This is a genomic window from Corynebacterium sp. HMSC055G02 (assembly GCF_001809065.1).
GTDB classification, from domain to species: domain Bacteria; phylum Actinomycetota; class Actinomycetes; order Mycobacteriales; family Mycobacteriaceae; genus Corynebacterium; species Corynebacterium jeikeium_D.
Genome location: NZ_KV795644.1, coordinates 25,887 through 45,870, shown reverse-complemented (window position 1 = coordinate 45,870; position 19,984 = coordinate 25,887). Strand labels below are relative to the sequence as shown.

Here is a 19,984-nt window from a genome sequence, read left to right as displayed (position 1 = left end):
GGTGCTCTATCGAGCAAACAACGTCACTGTTATTACAGGCATGTAATTTTCTGTGGGGCCTGGAGTTTGGCATCCAACTCCGGTCAATGTTTCACGTGAAACATGGCTGTTGCACTGTCGTACACTAGGGGTAATGAAAAGCTCGACGGGTGACGGCACAGCTGCCCCATTGGAAAGGTTAGTGGAACTGTTGAGTAACTCCGCGAAAGACGTCGATAATCAAGAAGCCTCCGCAGGTTTGGTCGATCCGGATCTGCGTTCGGTGATAGATACCGTGTTTGGAGGGAATGCCGATCGAGCATACCGCTACCATTCATGGTTGGCTGAGGAGGCTACAGTCCGAGGTTTGATTGGGCCACGTGAAACTCCAAAGCTGTGGGATCGGCACATTATCAATTCTGCGGTAGTTGGAGAAGCGATAGGCAAAGGGCTTCTAGTTGCGGACATTGGTTCGGGGGCAGGCTTGCCCGGGATTCCGCTTGCTCTTGCACGACCAGATTTGAAGGTGGTTCTTGTGGAACCATTGCTGCGCCGTACGACTTTCTTGAACGAGGTTGTGGAAGATCTCGAGCTGGACAATGTGACCGTGGTTCGCGGCCGCGCTGAGGAGAAAGTGGTTCGCGCTGAGGTTGGCCAAGTAGATGTCGTCACTTCTCGCGCTGTTGCCCCTCTTGGGAAATTGGCGGGCTGGTCGCTTCCTTTAGTTAAATCCGGAGGCGCGATGGTTGCACTGAAGGGTGGAACTGCGCAAGAGGAGATTGATCGGGACGCAAAGCTTATTGCCAAGGCGAAGGGAACTAATCCCCGCGTTGTAGAGGTTGGCGGTTCCGTGTTGGGAACTTCGACGTACGCCGTGATTATTCAGAAGAAGTAGGTTGTAAGTCCCCCTCCCCTACTCCACTGCCGGTTCGCTTGTGTTTTGGTTTCGACATTGAGGCGCGTAGTGCCGTCGGGCTAGAGTGGGATAAGTATCGCGGTATGGCAAAGTCCTACCGGCCAAGGTGGATGTTTCACGTGAAACATTTCCACAATCGTCGGCGTCTAACGCTTGTTGGGGCTTGATGATTACGCTTTTGCAGATAGTTACTAAGTTTTTATTCGCACTCCAGTGGCCATGATTGGTGATTGCTGTGCTTGTAAGGGGAATAGTTAATGAGCCGGAAGTCCTGGCAAGACACACCCATCGCTGCGGCAGCTCAACGGGCAGCGCAAGTTAAGGCCCCGAACCGTTTATCGCTTCCACGCCCCGAACGCCCGCGCCGTATTACTATCGCCAACCAGAAGGGTGGCGTGGGCAAGACCACTTCGGCAGTCAACATCGCGTCGGCGCTCGCGCGGCATGGTCTCAAGGTGCTAGTCATCGATAATGACCCGCAGGGAAATGCTTCTACGGCCCTGGGGATTGAGCATGTTTCCGGGACCCCGTCGACGTATGAGCTTCTAATTGGCGAACTACAGATTGACGATGTCATCCAGCGTTCCCCTGAATCTGAGAATCTCTTTTGTGTGCCAGCGACATTGGACTTGGCGGGCTCCGAGATTGAGCTGGTCTCGCTCCTGAACCGTGAGCGCCGACTTCTCGATGCAGTGTCAGATCAGTACCTGATTGACAACGGCTTTGACTTTCTCATTATTGACTGCCCTCCTTCGCTCGGTCTGTTGACTCTGAATTCGATGACTGCCGCCAACGAGGTTTTGATCCCGATTCAGTGTGAGTTTTACGCCTTGGAGGGTGTGACTCAGCTGATGAATAACGTGCAGATGATTCGTCAGCATCTCAATCCGGAGCTACATATTTCTGCTGTGCTGCTCACTATGTTCGATGGCCGCACCAAGCTTTCGGAAGAAGTTGCCAATGAGGTTCGTAACTACTTCGGTGAGGTTGTGCTACGTAATCTCATCCCTCGATCTGTGAAGGTATCGGAGGCGCCGGGATATTCGCAGACCGTAATTTCCTACGATCCAGGGTCTCGGGGCGCAGTTGCTTATCTTGACGCCGCGAAGGAATTGGCAACGCGTGGCGACTATTCAGCAGTTTCGGGTGGAAGTGCGATTGGGCAAAAACCAGCTTCCTCCCCTACCCCGTCCAATTCCACTGAGACAAATTAAAGCCACTAGGAGTAGTTACCGATGTCGAATCAAAAAAAGGAGAACCGCAAGGGAGGGCTCGGTCGCGGTATCGCCGCGCTGATCCCAACTGCTCCGGCGGCTAACCCCTCGGTAGGTGAGAGTGCCGCGGATATTATCTTCGGTCCCCGCCGTACCCAGGGGACGAAGCAGCCTGGAAGTAGCGGAGTTGCCGACGTACTGGGGGCAGCCGCGACGGGATCCGGCACCTCGTTGACTGAAGGGAAAAACGCCGGAAAATCTGCAAAATCCGGCCAGAGCAAACCTCATACCAATGAGGCGCAGAAACGTCACAGTGACAATAAGACTATTGGTAAGTGTAGCGATGTTTCACGTGAAACATCGCCCTCGACGACATCGGGAGTAGCGGACCATAGCGGCGCCAAGCCGACCGATGTTGACACTTCGGCCGCAAACGAGTTTGGCGCGACCTATCGCGAAATCAACTTGAAGCTGATCACGCCGAACCCGAAGCAGCCACGAGAGGTCTTCGATGAGGAGCCCCTAAATGAGCTCGCTCACTCTATTCGTGAGTTCGGTCTATTGCAGCCGATTATCGTACGACCAATCTCTGAGGATAGTCGTGCGGCCGCACTCGAGGCAGCGCGCAAGGAAGATCCGAACGCGCCGCAACCCGAGTTTGAAATCATCATGGGTGAACGGCGCTGGCGTGCTTCTCAGCGAGCTGGGGTCGACACGATTCCCGCCATCGTTCGCGATACTCCAAACCAGGACATGCTTCGCGATGCCCTACTAGAGAACATCCATCGCGTTCAGCTGAACCCACTCGAAGAGGCCGCTGCGTACCAGCAGCTACTCGAAGAGTTTGGTGTAACTCAGGCAGAGCTGGCGGATCGAATCGGTCGCTCGCGGCCCGTTATTACCAACATGATTCGACTCTTGCAGTTGCCGGTGGAGGTACAGCGACGAGTAGCGGTCGGTGTTCTGTCGGCTGGTCACGCACGTGCCTTGCTTGGAGTTAAGGCAGGTAAGGAAGAACAGCAGCGCCTCGCCGAGCGAATTGTTGCTGAAGGACTATCCGTCCGTGCGACCGAAGAAGCAGTGACATTACTCAATGCCGGCGAGCGACCGAAAAAGCAGCACCGCGAGCCCACTCCGCAGCCGGAGGTCCTTCACAATTGGGCTGACCGCCTGTCCAATTCTTTTGATACGAAGGTGACTGCCCAGATGGGCAAGCGTAAGGGCAAAATCGTTATCGAATTCGGCAACCTCGAGGACTTTGATCGCATCATGTCACTGATGCATCTCGACGAAGAGTAAACCCGGTTACTGTGACTGAAGTATTCATCGAGAAAATTTCGCTGGCCGACATCGAAGGAATCTATCCAGAGACGATGTTAAGCCTGTTTTGGGAACAGGGCATGGAGCATATCCGTACAGCAACTGCCCTACCCCAGTTCTCGACTGAGCCGCGCGAACCTAATTTGGACCCCAGCACGCCAGAAGAGGATGAAGCGCTCAACGGTGATTTAAAGCATTCGGACGGCCAACCCCCTACTCGGCCAGGCGGAGCTAGTGAAAGCCTCTTAAATGGCGATTTAAGCCCTGATTTAGCCGCCCAGGTGCGCTTGGAGAAGGAAGCATGGCTCAATACCGTCTACCTTTCCTGGGGACCGTGCGGATATTCACTACGACGAAAGCCACCGGCATCACTTATCGATGGGAAACTTGAGACCGTCGGCACGCTGCTCTTTGCTCCGCCACGCTTCTGCCCGACGACATTTTCCATGCCTTCCGGACCAATATCGCCGGATGCGATTGCGCTGACGAGTCTGCATTACAACGCTTTAGAGGTTGACGATGACATGCTCCGCGTGCTCATTGTGACCGCTCTGCACAAGCTCGCGCTGCGCGGGATTTCAGCGGTAGAAGCGTTTGGTTGCAGTGGCACGGCGGATTCTATGTCGGCATCCACGCCGTCGTCGCCAACGCCTGACGACGGTACGGAGAATCTAATCGCTGATTTCGAAGCGCAACTCGAAGAAAAGCTGAATCCAAAGCCGTGTATTTCAGATTCGTTGGCGGCGATTAACCATAACGCCGGTGATTTGATTCGTACGCGAACCCTTCTTGACTCCGGGTTTCGGGTGGTGACTCCACATCCGATTCATCCGAAACTCCGTATCGAGTTGGATGCGGAATTGGACTGGGACGAAGAAATCGGCCATGCGTTGGATCTAAGTGCGAAAGAACCCTTTATGCGCTCAAAGCTGTTCAGTCTTTAGCGCTGGGTTTCATTGGTCAGCCGTGTTTAGGCTTTTTCCTCTTCAATCAGCTGCGCAAAGCTGTAAGCGCCGGTCATTGGCTGCTGCTCTTCATCGCCCAGGTACAGACGCTTTACAGCGACAACGATAGATTCGGCAATTACGTCCCGCTGATCTGGGGAAGAAAGAATTGCGACGTCATCCTCGTTGGTCAGGTAACCAACGGCGACTTCCACCGTGGGCATCCTGGTCAGACGGAGGAGATCCCAGGTACGGGCGTGCGAGCGGCAGTCTACCAGGCTCGTACGGGCAACAATCTCTCGCTGGATAAGGCCAGAGAGCTGTTCGCCCAGAATGGAGTTGGAGCCCTTCATCGAGCCAAAGTAAAAGGTCGCAATACCGCTGGCGCGGTTGTTGTGATAGTGGTCAGCCTGCAGGGAGATGAAGACGTCAGCGCCAAATGCGTTGGCCATCTCAGCGCGATCCTCGATGGACGGATTGTCGGTACGAGGACGAGACAGAATAGTCTCTGCACCTGCCGCGACAAGGCGACCCTCAATGCGAGAGGCCAAATCCCAAAGAATCTCTTCTTCAGAAATCTGACCGTAAGGGCCGTCGACCACAATGCCGGGCTCCCCTGCCCCAAGACCTGGATCAATGACAATGCGCTTTCCAGAGAGCTTCGGCCCCATCGTGCGCAGTATTTCCTTCTCGTGGAAGGCGTTTACAGAGCCACCAGTAACCCTCCTGCCCAAGTAGCTGAGCGCCCGGAGAGTAACGGGACCACAGATACCGTCGGGCTCCAGCCCGTAATTGAGCTGGTATTCACGTACAGAGGCATCGGTCTTCGGGCCAAAGTGGCCGTCTACTCGGGCATCGTGGAAGCCGAGTTCCTGCAAGGTAGCTTGGAGAACGCCTACGTCCTCACCGGTCATTTGTGACAGTGGATCGTAGGACAGTACGCGGGTGCCCAGAGTGTACGAGGCTTCTCGCAGTAGGCGCAGGGTGCTGTCGCGGATAATCCCGTCGGCATAGACACCGCGGGACTGTTGGAACGCCAGAAGAGCGTTGCGCATGTCCTCATCAAAGAGGTCATCGTCACCAGACCACTGAGGCGAGTTCTCCTCCGCGGCTGAGCCCTCCCAATTGGGCAGAAGCCCAAGACGAGCCAGGGTAGAACGTACCTCGGCTACACGAGGTGACCTATCGCCCACCTTCAGAAACTCTGGCACGAAAACTCCCTTCCGAACTCCACAATTATGTTTAGGCCGTTGTGGGTCCTCACAACACTTAATCAGTATTACTGGCCAGTGAGCTAAACGAAACTTCAGTTAAGAAATCCCGCGCACTCTCAGAGGATATGGTCAGCAATACCTCTCAAGTTGGCGGCAACCTGGTTCCTTCACGGTATTAAGGAAGACGTAAACCGCCATTTCCAGCAAGATTACCAGGTCGCAGGCGCGAATTGATTGTTACGAGGGCGCGTCGGCTAGCCCGACGGCAGAACCCCAGGACTAACTCTAAATCACAACCACAACTTCAGTCACATCATAATGGGGTGTGTCCAACGAAGGTGGCAGTAGCGAAGTGACGGGTGGGCAGTCGTAACCTCGTATCGGATAAGGAGCAACCCCAAGTTCTTTTAAAGGTGCTTTTCGATGAGCGACGTGATTTCGCCCTTCGGGCGGACTCCGCGAATCTCTTCGACCTTCTTGCCGTCCTTGAATAGGAGCAGGCTTGGGATGGACATAATCTGGAACATGCCAGCCAGTGCACGCTCCTCATCGACGTTGACCTTGGCGATGACGGCCTTGCCATCGAGCTCGGTCGCAACCTCGTCCAAAACGGGAGCAATCTTCTTACACGGGCCACACCACTCTGCCCAGAAATCAACAAGCACCGGCTTATCGGATTCGAGGACATCGGACTTAAAGGTGTTGGCGGTGACGGTTACCGGAGCCATGAAATTCTTCTCCTTAGAATGAGCTCGTTTGAGTTCTTAGTGGTTTTGTTTTGTGGTCTTGATTCTAATTTTTCAACCTAGCTTCTTCAGCCTCGCGTACGGATTTGGCGCTCAAGGCGTCAAAAATTAGGGCTTCCGGTGGTGCGAGTGAAGTACTAAATTGTTAATTAATGGTGTTCTTGAGAACGCTGCAAGTGCTCGATGAGTACGGGGCGTACCGGGCTATAACACGTCCCGCTGCACCCTGATTGAGCTACAGCTAACAACAATTGGGCTTACCGACTATCGGATATTCCCCATAGTTGGATATCTGCAATCGTAGGGCTTATCCAACAATTGCGATACCCCAACTATTAGGTGTTTATCCAGCTAGTGCGACTGCCCTGCTGTCATCTACCGAGTAACAGTTTCCAAGTAGTGCTCAGCATCCAGCGCAGCCTTGCAGCCAGAACCAGCGGCGGTAATTGCCTGCTGGTAATGCGAGTCAACAACATCGCCCGCCGCAAAGACGCCCTTGAGAGAGGTCTGGGTGCTCGGAGCGGCTACCTGAATGTAGCCATTCTCATCGCAATCCAGCTGATTGCGAACCATCTGCGAACGTGGCTCGTGGCCAATTGCTACGAACATGGCAGTCACATCCAGGACGGACTTCTCACCAGTGACGGTGTCTTCCAGCTCGAGACCGGTAACCGAACCCTTGTCCTCACCAAGAACCTGGGACACAACCTTGTTCGTCGCAAAGCGAATCTTGTCATTGTTCTGCGCGCGCTCGACCATGATCTTCGACGCACGGAACTCATCGCGGCGATGGACAATCGTCACCGAGCGGGCGAACTTGGTAAGGAAGGTTGCCTCTTCCATTGCGGAGTCACCGCCGCCGATGACGGCGATATCGTGGTCGCGGAAGAAGAAACCATCACAGGTGGCACAGGCGCTGACACCATGACCAAGCAGCGCCTGCTCACCCGGAGCACCGACATAACGCGGAGCGGCACCGGTTGCCAGGATGACAGCGTGAGCCTTGTGCTCTTCTTCGCCAACCCAGACAGACTTGATATCGCCGGTGAGATCCATGCGATCGACAATCTCCATGCGCAGGTCAGCGCCGAAGCGCTCTGCCTGTGCGCGCATCTGATCCATCAGCTCTGGGCCCATGATGCCCTCGGAGAAACCTGGGTAGTTCTCCACATCGGTAGTCGTCATAAGCAGGCCGCCAAACTCGATGCCCTCGAACACCACAGGCTTCAGGTCGGCACGGGCTGCGTAGGTGGCAGCCGTGTAACCGGCGGGACCGGAACCGACGATGATCAGGTCGTGAACGATATCGCTCATGAAGACTCCTATAATTTTTATCTCTCACATCACATGGCGCACAGTGATGCTCAGTAGTAAGCAAATTTTTCAGCTCCGGGAAAGAAATTACCGGAACCAGCCACCTCAACCAACGTGAGGTTAGCCATCTCTATTCCCCCAGCCTCTCCCCTGCTCCGCAGTTGTTAGGCCACCTGCACTTCTTCCAATTGTCGCCGAAGCGTACGACGCGCCCGCGCCCGCCGAGACTTCAACGTCCCGCTCGGCTGCCCAATACTGCGAGAGGTCTCCTGCAGCGAATATCCAAAGATGTCCAAGTACAGCAGGGCATCCCGTTGATCCGTTGGCAGCTGCTCCAATGCGGCGGCCATAGTCACACGTAGCGGAACATCCGGGCAGGGAATCGGCTGTGAACTCATAAACGTCTCAAAATCCTCCTCCTTATCGCAGAGAGGGATCTCCCCGAAACGACCGCGGTTGTGGTCAATACACGCATTCTTCACGATGCACGTCAGCCACGTCGCCACCGTCGAACGCCCGCGAAAATTCGCCGCCCCCGCAATTGCCCGCGCCAGCCCCTCCTGTACCCCATCCAAGGGATCGAAATCATCCCGACGATAGCGCCGCGCCATCGCTACCAACTGCGGATAATAACGCCGTGCCAACACCGCGAACGCGCGACGATCCCCCGCCAGGTGCGCCTTCAATAATTCACGATCGACCTCGTCCGCAGATGCATGCTTTTGCATACCGACGACGCCACAATCCCCCAGTCGCCGACCCATGCGGGCCTTACGGTGACTGTCCCCAATTCGATTTCTTCCCCCAAAGTTCATGGCTCCTATGCAAACACGAAACCCGCGCTCTCCGCTTGGCAAAACTGCCGTGGAGACCGCGGGCTGTGGATGAATTTCAAAACGTCCCAGTAGCTGTGGATAACTTGGGACAACTTGAACTGTTGCCACCTAAGGCAAGCTCAGAGCGTTATTCCGTACCACGCACCTGAATGTCGCCAATAGCAACTGGCAGCAACGAATCCGGAGATTGCTCAGCCAGATTGCGGTCGCCGACAAGTGGGTTGTCCGCATCGGAATTCTGCGACTCAGCATCTGTATCAGCATCTGTATCAGCGTCAGTGTCTGAGTCGCTGTCGGCTACCGCTTCCGCAGCCGTCGGCAAGCCGGAGATCCAGACAACAAGGTTCTTCCACTCAGTGTCGCGGCTATCGATTTCGATGGTCGTCGTACCTGAGGTGGCAGTAGCGCTTCCGAGAACCGTTGTGTCATCCAAGTTCGTCGAGTCAGCATCTCGTAGGCCGCGAACTTCAATGTGTGCGCCCGGGGTCGCCGCGACCTTAAGCTCTCGAATGGTTGCCGGTTCATCGAGAGTGACCCGAATACCAACGCCAGGTTTGAAGTCCTCTGGACGATTGCCGAACTGGCTGAGGTAAGTCGAAGTTACCCAGAAGCTTTCCTCGTCACTATCGATGGTCAGCTCAGCCATGTCTGGATTGTCTGGACCGGCTGCCGGGTTGTCGCTGTCGGCCTGCCACTCGTTAGCGTCGGCAAGCGAAAGCGTCGTGATCGGAGCCGGGCCGCGTCGTACGGACTCGGAGTTAATCGGTGCGTCTGAGGAACGGTTAACCAGACCAAAGATGCCCGCGGCGACAAGTGCACCGACAATGACTACACCGACAACGACTGCGCCGGTGCTGAATGCGCGGGTGCGATTCTTGGTGTGGTGAGCGTTTGATTGGGCTGCACCGTCGGCATCGACGGATTCGCGCGCACCGGTGTCGGGGTCGATTGCGAGAAACTCCGAAGAGTCGGGGCCGAGCGCTGCAGTGCGCAAATCCTCCGCGAGTGTGCGAGCTGGCGACTCCTTTTGGTTGAAGTTCTCCGGGCGAACCTGCTTCGCGCGGTCGATGGCAGCAGAAATATCGGAGGGGATATTTGGCACGTTGTAGAACAGCTCGTCGATGACAGAAAGCAACGCGTTGTAGTCCGAACGTTGCGAGCTATCGGGCAAAACGACGGGGAAAGCGTCGTAGATGTGGCCGTCGCTGCTGATGCGCAATTGTCCAGGCTTGTTTGTCAGGCCAAGGCAGCGTCCAGATTCGTGGGCGTCGGCGATTGTCTCGGCAAGTGATGCTATTGCGAGTGCCAGGGCATCCGGGTGGGCGGCCTGATCGAACCGCTCAATACCGATACTGCTGGTCCAGTCGGCGACGATGAGCACCTCGGTGCGTGTCTTCGCCACACTATGAATGTGGGACATCCCGGTGCCAGCCAGGTCACGCAGCTCATTGGTCGTCGTGGCAATCTTCTGGGTGGCAACCGATGGCGAAGTGTCGTAGTACGGCAGTGCAATCGTGTCGACGAAGACGAGTGCGACATCTGAGTTGTTGGGATCGCCCATATCCATGGCGCGCCACAGGCGCAGACCTGGGTAGGTCGCGACTTCAGAACGCAGACGGAAACGACCACCTGAGACCATCTCGCCGGGTACATAGCGGGTTGGGCGAGAACCCTGCGTCGGCATCGGCGGCAGCAGCGGCGAAGCGGTGAAGCCCTCGTTTGCCAGACCCGTGGCCTCGCCGATCAGGTTCGACGGGGCAATCGAGAAAGCATCAGCGGCGAAGCCACGTTCGCGCTCCATATCCTCACGGTCGGCGACGGCATTGTCGGCTGCATGAGGCTGCGGAGCAAAGCGGCGTAGACCCGGGATGCGGCCGAGGAAGCCGCCCAGAACGCGGACCTCTTCCAATGGAGCCTGAGCGAGCACCAGGCCGGTACCGATGAGGAAGACCACGCCGGTGACGATGGTCTGCAGCAGCACGCCGAAGGAACCGAAGAAATCGAACAGCACAAGGTCGGTCAATGCGAATGCGCCCCAGGCGACGGCGACACCGACGAGCGACGCCCCCAGTGCCCACAGCACGGTGTGGATGGTCGCCTTACTGTCCAAGTGTCCGAGAGCGCGGCGCAAGAGCAAGAAGCCAATTACCGCGCCGGCGACGAAACCGAAACCGTTGGCGGCACCGAGCAACACGACGACGGTCTCATCGTCAGAAGCCAGACGAGGAGCGAAGAACGACAGAATCACCTTGACGGTGGTAATGCCGAGGATGATGAAAGTCGGGGTCCAGGCCTCTTCACGGGCGTAGAAAACACGCAAGTGCAAAAGCACAATGGCGTATGGAATAAGCGAGAACGCCGAGAAGGACAGCGTCCAACCGAGAATCTCTGCGGTTTCGCGGGGGAACTCCAGATACGCGAAAAGACCGACGGCGATGGGGCGGCCGAATGCGGTGAAGAATGCGACGATCGGCACCAGCGCAATCATGGTCAGGCGCGTACCGATGGACAGATCGCGGACCACTGCCCCATCGTTGCCATCGGCTGCATTGCGGGACAGTCGCGGCATGATGGCGGTCAGCAAGGTAACTCCGATGATGCCGTAGGGCACCTGCAACAGCAGCCAAGCCTGCTGGTAAATCGTCGGCGCTGCCTTGGAGGCAGTCGAGGCAATATTGGTGGTGATGAAGTAACCAGCCTGGGAAATTGCCACGTAGGTAATAATCGCGACACCCATGCCGGTGAACTGTTTGATGCGGTCGTCGATACCCCACAGCGGACGCAAATCAATGCCCGCGCGCTTGAGGTAGGGAATCATGATGGCTGCCTGAATGACGACACCCAGGGTGGTACCAAGACCCAAAAGCAGGATGTGCGGATCGGAGAGTGAACCGTCCGAATCCGGACTCAATTGGCCGGGCAGGAACAGATATAGCAAGAGCGTGGCAATGGCCACGACGTTGTTAGCGACAGGTGCCCACGCACCGGGTTTAAAGATTCCCTTGGTGTTTAGCACCGCCATGAGCAGCGCAAATATGCCGTAGAAGATGATTTGCGGCAATAATAAGAACGCAAAGGACGTTGCCAGCGGAACGTTGACCTTACCGGCCTCGTTAAGGCTCAATCTGGTCAACAGTGGCGCACCTATCACTGCCAGCACCGTCACCACTGCCAGCAGCGTCATAGAGACAGTCAAGAGACGTCTAATGAAGGCGGCACCGTGATCTGGATCCTCCTTCTCCGCGCGCACCAACACCGGCACCACCAGAGAAGTCAGCACCGCGCCGAGGACGATTTCCGTAATCAGGTTCGGCAGTGTGTTGGCGACGTTGAAGGCTGAAGCCACAGCCGGACCCAGCGTCGCGCCGATGAGCAGGTTTCGCAAAAAACCCGTAATGCGCGAAATCAGGGTAGCGATTGCCATCGAGCCCGTGGAGGCGACGATGTCCGAGTTCGACTGTCCCTGATTTGCGTCCGCCGTCGAGCCTGCGGAGGAATCGCTGGAAGCGGTTGCTGTCGCAGTTGCCGCCTTTGCTGGCGATGGTGATGCCGATTCCGTCATCGCGTCAGCGGCGGTATCGGCATTTGCCTTATGGCCGGATACGCGAGTTAGGTCCGGGGCCGCTTCGGCCGGCTGAGATTCAGCCGTTGGCCGCGCCGCCGGAACTGGGGCCGGTGGCGCGGGGCGACGAATGCGGCCTCGAAGTCCAGATTTATGCGCGTCTGAGTCAGTCACATGTCCTATTGTTGCTTAAAAGGGGGTCTATTTCCGAAAGTACTGAGACCGTTTTGCGGCAAAAAACCCACCAACAGTGACGATGACGAGGGTCACGATAGCCAAAACCCCAACCGAAGCGCCCGATTGCACGGAAATACTCACTGATCGAGAAATCGGCGTGCCGCCAGGTGATTCGAGCCACAGCAACAGGTTGTGGGAGTTGTCTCCACTATCCCGTGGCCGGTCTCCCTCTGGAGCATTGGTCGCCGGAGTGGATTCTGCATCATCACCCGACTTCGGAGTGAACTGAACAGTCACCGACCCCTTGGCGGGGATGGCGGCCTCATACTTCTCCTCCATCACCGAATCTCCAGCGCCGACGCGCACGAACGCGGGAACCGGCAGCGGCAGGCCATTGCGAGCCAGCACCGCAATCGGCGACAGCTGCGTTGCGCGGGTGTAGACACCGCCGGGAGCTACCAACGTCACTGAATTGCGCAGGCGTCGAGTCATAATCAGTGCCTGGTCGCTGAGTTCTTCGCTCCGCCGCTGCACGTCAGGTGACTGCAGCTGATTTCGCCGGCCGAGAGTTGTAAACGAGCGCAGCAAGTCGTGCCGCAGGGGGCGGGTGAATTCATACCGCGTCAGTGCGACATTGGGATCGTTGGACATGATTGTGGTCAGGTCCGTGATTTCGCGGGAGGCCAGTTGAGCCTTCTCCACGAGCGTCTCACTCACTGGCGCGGGATCGGCGAGCTCGTCAACTGGGGTAACCGAGCCCGCATCCAGGTCACGAGCTGCGGCGGTGATGGAGTCCATCAGCGGAGTTAGCTCAGCCAGGTTAGCGTCCACGGCTTTCCGAACCGCGGCCATGAAATCTTCAGCGTCGCTAGCGTGTGGATCCCAACCGGACGGTGGTGCTGCCACTACAGCCGCGCGAGGGGCATCCGAATCAGTCAGTGATTGGAACAGAGTGCCAATCGCTGTCTGCATCCGTGCAGCCTCGGAGTCGATTCGGAAATCGTAGCGTCCGAGCAGATTCGAATACGCCACAGTCTGGGGAGACCGTCCTGTTACAGCCAGAGAGGCTGTCAGTGCCCCAGAGAGGGCGAAGGCGCGGCTACCGTCGGCAAGCACGCCACTGTGGCCAGGCCGTAGTGTCTGACCATCGGCGGTGATAGTGGTGTTGTCCGCGACTAATACGGTGGTGTCGTGCGCGGCTTCGCGTGGAGTGGGCGAGGGAGGCATCGTCTCGCCGGTATCTACGCGGTCTTCGAATGCGCGCTCCGGAGTGGTTCCGTTCAGAGCTGTCGCCGCCGAGTACAGCGGGGCGCTTTCCGACGTTACGTATCCCTCGGCGGGCAAATAGATACCCGGCAGTGTCTGAACGTCCAAATGCTTGGCGATGGTCTGCCGACCAGCGGCGAGTGCCTCCATGGAAAGCTCGTGATCCCCCACGCGAGCCACGGCGCTGGCATCGGTGCCGCCCCACGGCAGTGACAGTGTGCAGGTGTCCTGTGTGAGATCGTGCAGCCGGTTAAGCCAGTCGGCGGCATTGTCGCTGGCGGGCATATGCGTGAGATTGGTGTCATCCGCGTTTCCCCAGGAATCCCGCAGTCGTGGAGAGGACTCGACAGGACTTGGGCGGCTGGTGCCAATCCAGTAGTCACGGGTCATCCGGGAGATTGCATCGAGGGTCTCCGGGTCGATGGCGATGCATGTCGATTCCCGCAATCTCTCCCCATCGGGGCCGGCAAAGCCTTTTTCCAACGAGGTGAGCAAACCGTCGAGGCGGCCACCGCGTTCGAGAGACTCGGCCAAAGAATTGTCGGTGAGGATGAGATTCGGCGACGAGGGTGCGTCACCGGTCTCACCGCCGACCAGTGGCACTGGCTGGCTGATGGGCCAAATCAGCGAAAACGGCACTGGGTCGCGGCGGGTGGGCGCATCGGAATTGTCGGTCTCATCGTTGTCGTTCTCATCACCGGCAGGCGGTTCCGGCTCATCACCTGCAGCTTGCGAATCCGTCACCGGTAGCAGTGCGCGTGTTTCCGCCAGCAGGCGGTCGATGTCATCTTCCGGTTGCCCGTTAGCGTTGATGAGCAGCGGAAACGTGCCGGCTTCCGTGATGTCGAGTCCTTCTGGGGCCGGTGCGGAGATAGGAACACTTAGCGTAACCTCACGCGTCTCGCCCGCTTTCAGCTCGATGGGGGCACTGAAGGTACCAGCCACATCAAACACCGATTCAGGCTCAGCGAGAATCGTCTGCGCATCTGCAGAGGAAGCTAGTGCGCCGGCCCGCTGTGGGCGCAGCGCAACATTGCTGATATCCGCGTTGGAGGTGTTGTGCACCTGCACCTTGATGGTCAGTGTCGAATGTAGAGCCGCGACATGCGGAGCGAAGCTGGTTATCGAAAGCCGAAGGGGTCCCTGTTCACCGACTCGATTGGTACCACTGCCCCACAACTGCTCATCTTGCGCAAAAGCTGGGGGCGCAACGGCCGTCGGCAAGCACAGTATGAGCGCTGCGGTGGCGGCCGTGACTTTACGAACAACATTCCTTGGCAACTGCAACCTGAACATGCGCAATCACCTCGGCGTCTGCCGGCCTGCTCGCTTTTCCGCGCGGGCGAGATCGGGCAGCAGATTGTGCGCGCGCCGGGCCAGTTTGCGTTCGTCAGCGTAGGCCAACCGCTCCACCAGGGTGTCTACCGGGACCCACATGACCTGAGTGACCTCGGGATCTTCGTCGTTCAAATCGCCATCGACGTAGCGCAGAAGGTGATGGTGCACGGTCTTGTGAATCCGCGTGCCATCGGAGACAAACCAGTAGTCAATCACACCGAGCTCCTCGATGACCTCGCCGCGAATGCCCGTTTCTTCCCACACCTCACGTTCGGCGGTGGAATCGAAAGCTTCGCCGGGCTCGACATGGCCCTTGGGCATTGACCACAGCAGGCGCCCGCGGCGGTCGTGCCGACCAATCAGCGCGACATAAATCCGCGACAGGTCGACCTTGCCGCCCTCGCCGACCGCCTCGGCCAGACCCGAGACGACCAGTCCGCCCGCCGAAGTCTCAATCGAGGTCTGCATCGGCGCTGCATTTTGCGCGCGCGACGAGTGCGCACGGCGATTGTTCGTGCGCTTCGTCTGTGCGTGACGACGGCGATTGTTCCTATCCTGGCCGTTCTTACGGCCACCGCGGTTGTTCGACTGCTTCGAGGGTCGTGCCGACTTCGGTGATTTGGAAGATTTCTTGGCGCCACCGGAGTTTGGCTTGGCCGATTTGGGGCCATTGGCACTGGAGCCACTGCGTTTTGCGGAATTTCCGCTGGTAGTAGCGCTATTGGTGTTGGTGGACGCGGAAGCGCCACCCCTTCTGCGCGGTCGCCGACGACGTCGACGGCTCTTCGCCGCCGAGTTGTCATTGCGTACCACGTTGTTCATTCCACTTAGACTACCGGGTTTATAGGTATAAGCGGGTATTGTGTCGGTCGTGACACAATCGACTCCTTCAACGACAAATGGTGACCAGCCCGGGGCGACTACACCTCACGGCGCTACTCCGGCGGCTGCTGATGCGGACCCACAGGTGCGCAGGACGGCAATGCTGGCAGTGGCGGATCAGGCGATTGCCAAGGAGTCGGAGATTCTCGATTCGCTGGCAGCTGCGTTTAGTGCAGCTGGCCACCGTCTGTACCTTGTGGGCGGTTCTGTGCGCGATGCTCTCTTAGGGCGACTGGGCGTGGATCTCGATTTCACCACCGACGCACGCCCGGAGGTGACGCGCGCGATTCTTGATGACTGGGCGGACATTGTCTGGGATACCGGCATTGAATTTGGCACGCTGTCCGCAGAGCGGCATGGCCGTCAGGTGGAGATCACCACGTTCCGTGCGGATACGTACGACCAGGTCAGTCGCAATCCGGAGGTCACTTTCGGCGACACGCTGGAAGGCGATCTAATCCGCCGTGACTTCCGCTGTAACGCCATCGCCGTTGAACTGCATGGCGACGGCACTCGCACCTTCCTCGACCCGCTCGGAGGTTTCGAGGATCTTGTCGCGGGTGTCTTGGACACCCCGGGGGCGCCGGAGGTCAGCTTTGGCGATGATCCCCTGCGCATGCTGCGTGCCTGCCGCTTCGCATCCCAGCTCGGGTTCGACGTGGCGCCGCGCGTACTCAAGGCGTTGAAGGAAATGTCCAGCGAAATTGACCGCATCACGGTTGAGCGCATCTCCACTGAGCTGAACAAGCTCATCCTGGGGGCAGATCCCAGCCGTGGTATCGACCTGATGGTGGAATCGGGGTTGGCCGACCGCGTGCTGCCGGAGATTTCCGATATGCGCATGACGCAGGATGAACACCGCCAGCACAAGGATGTCTATCAACACTCCCTGCAGGTCATGCGGCAGGCTATTGATCAGGAAGAACCCGGTGAACCGGACCTCGTGCTGCGCTGGGCGGCACTGCTGCACGACTGTGGTAAGCCCGCTACCCGCGCCTACAACGAGCAGGGCAATGTCACCTTCTACCAGCACGAGGTCGTCGGTGCGAAGCTGGTGCGTCGCCGCCTGCGCAAGTTGAAGTTTCCGAAGAAAATTAGCCATGAAATCTCCCAGCTGGTCTACTTGCACATGCGCTTCCACGGCTATGGCGAAGGCAAGTGGACGGACTCGGCGGTGCGACGTTATGTCAACGACGCCGGAGATTTGTTGGAACGACTCAACAAAATCGTGCGGGCCGACTGTACGACGAGAAACCGTCGTAAAGCAGCACGCCTCGCACGAGCCTGCGACAGCCTGGAAGCGCGAATCAAGGAGCTCGCCGAGCAGGAGGACCTCGCACGCGTCCGCCCCGATCTGGATGGCAACGAAATCATGGAAATTCTGGACCTGAAGCCTGGCAAGGAAGTCGGACAGGCCTGGAATTACCTGAAAGAGCTGCGATTGGAGTCCGGTCCGCTGGAGCGTGAAGATGCTATCTTGGCGCTGAAGAAATGGTGGTACGAGCAGTCCGGTGAGCAGGCTGAAAGCGAAAGTGAGAGCTAATGGCATCGATTAATCCGGAGAATCTCTATGGCGACCGGCTTTTTACCAGCCTCGAGCGCAACGACCCGGCTGCCGGTATGCTGCTGCTCGCAGCACCCGGCATGCTCTCGCCGGAATTCGCTCGTTCGGTGATTTTCCTCATTGAACACGATGAGCACGGCACCCTTGGTGTCGATCTCACGCAGCGTTCGCAGACGCCTGTGCACAATGTGCTCGAGCCCTGGGCGTCACTGATGACTAAGCCGCCGGTGCTCTACGTCGGGGGTCCGGTCAACCAGACGCAGCCAATCTGCATTGGTGTGGTGCGAAATGGCGCTACCCTCCCAGAGGAGACCGACAGTATTACCGGTGCACCGCTGATGGAACGCATCGCCCATAGGTTTGCGCTGGTCAACCTCGGCGCGGAGCCGGAGGATGTACGCGACCGCATCGATGGCGCGCGTATCTTCGCCGGTTACGCGGGCTGGGATCCGGGGCAGCTGGAAGAAGAGCTCGATCGCGGTGATTGGTACGTCGCCCCTGCCCTGCCCTCTGATGTACTCGCGCCTGCTGCCGCTGACATCTGGGGTGATTGCATGCGCCGTCAGCCCTGGCCGCTGCCGCTGTATGGCACCTACCCCGTAGATGTACGTGACAACTAGATGAGTGAGCACATCAATGCCGAAGGAAACAGTGCCGCAACTAGTGACCGCAGCGACATAGCTGCCGGCATTCGGCAGACACTGCCCGTGGGCATGGGTCTCATTCCGCTGGGGCTCGCATTCGGCCTACTCATCGCACAGACTGGCTTAAGTTGGTGGTGGGCACCCATCTTCTCCTTCGTGGTCTACGCGGGGTCGATGGAGTTCCTCGCTGTCGGCCTGGTTATGGCCCATACGGGTCTGCTCGGCTGTGCCGTGACCTCGTTTATGGTCAACTTCCGCCACGTCTTCTACGGGCTGACGTTCCCCCGCGATCGGATACAGTCTCGTCTCGGCCGCGCATACTCCACATACGCGCTTACCGACGAGTCGTATGCCATCGTCTCTGCGGCAAATCCGGCTGAAAAGATGTCGGGCCGCCGCCTGCTGACGATTCAGATTCTCTGCCAGTTATTGTGGGTGGGCTCCGGTATTGTCGGGGCTCTAACCGGCGCAGCACTGCCCGAGGGTATCCGCGGTGCCGAGTTCGCACTGGTGGCGCTCTTTACGGTGCTGGCCATGGACGCGTTTGAGACTTCCAAGGATTGGTCACTGCCCCTGTCCGCTATCGTCTGCACGCTGGTGGGCTGGCTGATTAACCCGAACCAGATGCTGGTTATCGGACTGCTGATGTACTTCGGCCTGCTGCTGTTGCGCGTGTGGTCGCCGCGGGTGGATCGGGTGATGCGCATGACGTCGGCAAGCAAGCCGCGTACGACGGAGGGAGAGCGAGCATGACTGCGTTGCCCGATTCCGGCTATGTGCTTGCCGCGCTCTTTGCGATGGGAGCGGTGACAGTTGCGCTGCGTGCGCTGCCGTTTGCGTTCGTGCGCACTCTGAAGGGGTCTCCCCTGTTCGAGTTCCTCGGCACGACCATGCCGGTTGGAGTCATGGTGGCGTTGGTTGCCTACACCGTCTTCGGGCGGCTAGGACTCAGCGGTGAGAGTGGCGACCCCGGCGCTGCCTGGGCCGTGCCCGTAGCACTGGTGGTCACCATTGGCCTGCACTGGTGGCGGCGTAACACCGTGATTTCGATTTTTGTAGGCACGGCGCTGTATATGGTCCTCGTGAACCTTGTCGCGTGAGGTGCGCTGTGTGTGGGACGGTGCCAGCGGACCAGTGGCTAGCGGCAGTGGCTAGAACTGTGCCGGTACCTGACCAGTGAAGTCCGGTAGTCCCGGAATCTGGGGCAGCTGCGGGGATTCCGGCAGATTCAGTAGTTCGCCGAGATTCGGGCTCTCGGGCAGGTTCGGGACGCCTGGGATGTCCGGCAGGCTCGGGCTGTCGGGCAGGCCAGGCAGCGATGGAGTGCCCAGCGTGCCGTCGAAGGCATTCTGAACATCACTGGTGTGAGTTTCCTTCGTGCCGTAGGTGTTAGCAGCGACGCTGAAGTCAGGTCCAATGGATGCCGAGGCGTGAACGCTCTGGCGGTCATCGGACCAACCCCACTTTGTGCCAATAACACCCGGCAGCGTGGCGGTGCCGTAATCCTGACGGTAGCCATCCGCTGCCACAGGTGACGCGGTGCTCATAGCAACCAGCACCGGGTCAGAAGAGTTCTCACGCTTCTTGGCCTCCAAGAACTTCACAGTGTCCGCGCTGGACGTTGTTGAATTTCCCCAGTGATCTGCACCGTGGGTGTTGCTGAGGCCGTACTCACGCGCAGTGGCGTTGATGGAATCCGGGTAACGGCCATAGAGCTCACTGGCGATATTGTCATCGGAGTAGCGAATCATCTCTGTGGCCTTCGCCTTGTCCGCCTCTGTGCCATGTTTGAAGACGTAGTCCGCAATGTAGAGCTTGACAATCGAAAGCCCCGGACGAGCCTCATTTTCGTTCGCCGTACCGTAGTGCGTGCCACTTGGGGTGTGGGTAAAGCTGATCTGGGTTCGCCCCGGAGCATCAATAGTGCCCTGCGGAGTCAGTTTTGGCTGCGGAGCCGCAGCGACGTTTCCAGCTGCCAGCGGAAGGCTGGTGACAGCGATGACACCGGTAAGACCCATGCGAATCGCGCGGGAAGGCCGTGGAGTAAGACGATGACGAGCGTTCATAA

The 19,984-nt window shown here is 58.2% G+C and carries 16 protein-coding genes; 8 read left to right on the top strand and 8 right to left on the bottom strand.

All coding sequences use genetic code 11. The annotated features are described in order from the left end of the window. Positions 1-238 precede the first annotated feature (238 nt). The 4 genes from rsmG (at position 239) to HMPREF2547_RS04245 (ending at position 4,373) form a co-directional block, all read left to right on the top strand. Positions 239-874: a 16S rRNA (guanine(527)-N(7))-methyltransferase RsmG gene (gene rsmG, locus HMPREF2547_RS04260; RefSeq protein WP_224783766.1), complete on the top strand. Its 636-nt coding sequence runs from the start codon at positions 239-241 to the stop codon at positions 872-874. A gap of 278 nt (positions 875-1,152) precedes the next feature. Beyond that, on the top strand, positions 1,153-2,109 hold the full coding sequence (locus tag HMPREF2547_RS04255) for a ParA family protein (protein ID WP_048733133.1): 957 nt from the start codon (positions 1,153-1,155) through the stop codon (positions 2,107-2,109). 21 nt (positions 2,110-2,130) lie between these two features. Continuing rightward, positions 2,131-3,408, top strand: coding sequence for a ParB/RepB/Spo0J family partition protein (locus HMPREF2547_RS04250; RefSeq protein ID WP_049170106.1), 1,278 nt, complete (start codon positions 2,131-2,133; stop codon positions 3,406-3,408). Positions 3,409-3,419: 11 nt separating this feature from the next. Beyond that, the gene (locus tag HMPREF2547_RS04245) at positions 3,420-4,373 is read left to right on the top strand and encodes a hypothetical protein (RefSeq protein WP_049170104.1); all 954 of its coding nucleotides are present in this window, start codon (positions 3,420-3,422) and stop codon (positions 4,371-4,373) included. A 26-nt stretch (positions 4,374-4,399) separates the two neighbouring features. On the opposite strand, the gene HMPREF2547_RS04240 is transcribed toward HMPREF2547_RS04245, so the two are convergent. From HMPREF2547_RS04240 to HMPREF2547_RS04210, 7 genes are all read right to left on the bottom strand, one after another. Further along, complete coding sequence (locus tag HMPREF2547_RS04240) at positions 4,400-5,584, bottom strand: N-acetylmuramoyl-L-alanine amidase (RefSeq protein ID WP_048733139.1); 1,185 nt, start codon at positions 5,582-5,584, stop codon at positions 4,400-4,402. 410 nt (positions 5,585-5,994) lie between these two features. Then, positions 5,995-6,315, bottom strand: a complete 321-nt coding sequence (gene trxA, locus HMPREF2547_RS04235; protein WP_016421730.1) for a thioredoxin — start codon at positions 6,313-6,315, stop codon at positions 5,995-5,997. A 393-nt stretch (positions 6,316-6,708) separates the two neighbouring features. Beyond that, positions 6,709-7,647 (bottom strand): thioredoxin-disulfide reductase, encoded by a 939-nt coding sequence (gene trxB / locus HMPREF2547_RS04230; RefSeq protein ID WP_049170102.1) that lies wholly within the window; start codon positions 7,645-7,647, stop codon positions 6,709-6,711. A 164-nt stretch (positions 7,648-7,811) separates the two neighbouring features. Beyond that, complete coding sequence (locus HMPREF2547_RS04225) at positions 7,812-8,375, bottom strand: sigma-70 family RNA polymerase sigma factor (RefSeq protein WP_224783764.1); 564 nt, start codon at positions 8,373-8,375, stop codon at positions 7,812-7,814. A 235-nt stretch (positions 8,376-8,610) separates the two neighbouring features. Then, a complete protein-coding gene (locus HMPREF2547_RS04220) occupies positions 8,611-12,219 on the bottom strand; it encodes a murein biosynthesis integral membrane protein MurJ (protein ID WP_070604834.1) in 3,609 nt (1,202 codons plus the stop codon). 27 nt (positions 12,220-12,246) lie between these two features. After that, the gene (locus HMPREF2547_RS04215; RefSeq protein ID WP_070604852.1) at positions 12,247-14,784 is read right to left on the bottom strand and encodes a hypothetical protein; all 2,538 of its coding nucleotides are present in this window, start codon (positions 14,782-14,784) and stop codon (positions 12,247-12,249) included. Positions 14,785-14,790: 6 nt separating this feature from the next. Next, positions 14,791-15,648, bottom strand: a complete 858-nt coding sequence (locus tag HMPREF2547_RS04210; RefSeq protein WP_191620910.1) for an NUDIX hydrolase — start codon at positions 15,646-15,648, stop codon at positions 14,791-14,793. A 160-nt stretch (positions 15,649-15,808) separates the two neighbouring features. Between HMPREF2547_RS04210 and HMPREF2547_RS04205 the strand changes: the two genes are divergently transcribed. The 4 genes from HMPREF2547_RS04205 to HMPREF2547_RS04190 are packed head-to-tail and all read left to right on the top strand — an operon-like array spanning position 15,809 to position 19,016. Then, positions 15,809-17,251 (top strand): CCA tRNA nucleotidyltransferase, encoded by a 1,443-nt coding sequence (locus HMPREF2547_RS04205; protein ID WP_070604831.1) that lies wholly within the window; start codon positions 15,809-15,811, stop codon positions 17,249-17,251. Beyond that, positions 17,251-17,892 (top strand): YqgE/AlgH family protein, encoded by a 642-nt coding sequence (locus HMPREF2547_RS04200; protein ID WP_038627070.1) that lies wholly within the window; start codon positions 17,251-17,253, stop codon positions 17,890-17,892. The genes HMPREF2547_RS04205 and HMPREF2547_RS04200 overlap by 1 nt, the downstream gene beginning before the upstream one ends. Continuing rightward, entirely contained in the window at positions 17,893-18,669 is a 777-nt protein-coding gene (locus tag HMPREF2547_RS04195; RefSeq protein ID WP_070604827.1) for an AzlC family ABC transporter permease, read from the top strand. Next, a complete protein-coding gene (locus HMPREF2547_RS04190; protein WP_016421723.1) occupies positions 18,666-19,016 on the top strand; it encodes a branched-chain amino acid transporter permease in 351 nt (116 codons plus the stop codon). The genes HMPREF2547_RS04195 and HMPREF2547_RS04190 overlap by 4 nt, the downstream gene beginning before the upstream one ends. 51 nt (positions 19,017-19,067) lie before the next feature. Here HMPREF2547_RS04190 and HMPREF2547_RS10965 read toward each other — a convergent pair whose 3' ends face one another. Further along, positions 19,068-19,982, bottom strand: a complete 915-nt coding sequence (locus HMPREF2547_RS10965; RefSeq protein ID WP_053087271.1) for a hypothetical protein — start codon at positions 19,980-19,982, stop codon at positions 19,068-19,070. Positions 19,983-19,984: the final 2 nt, after the last annotated feature.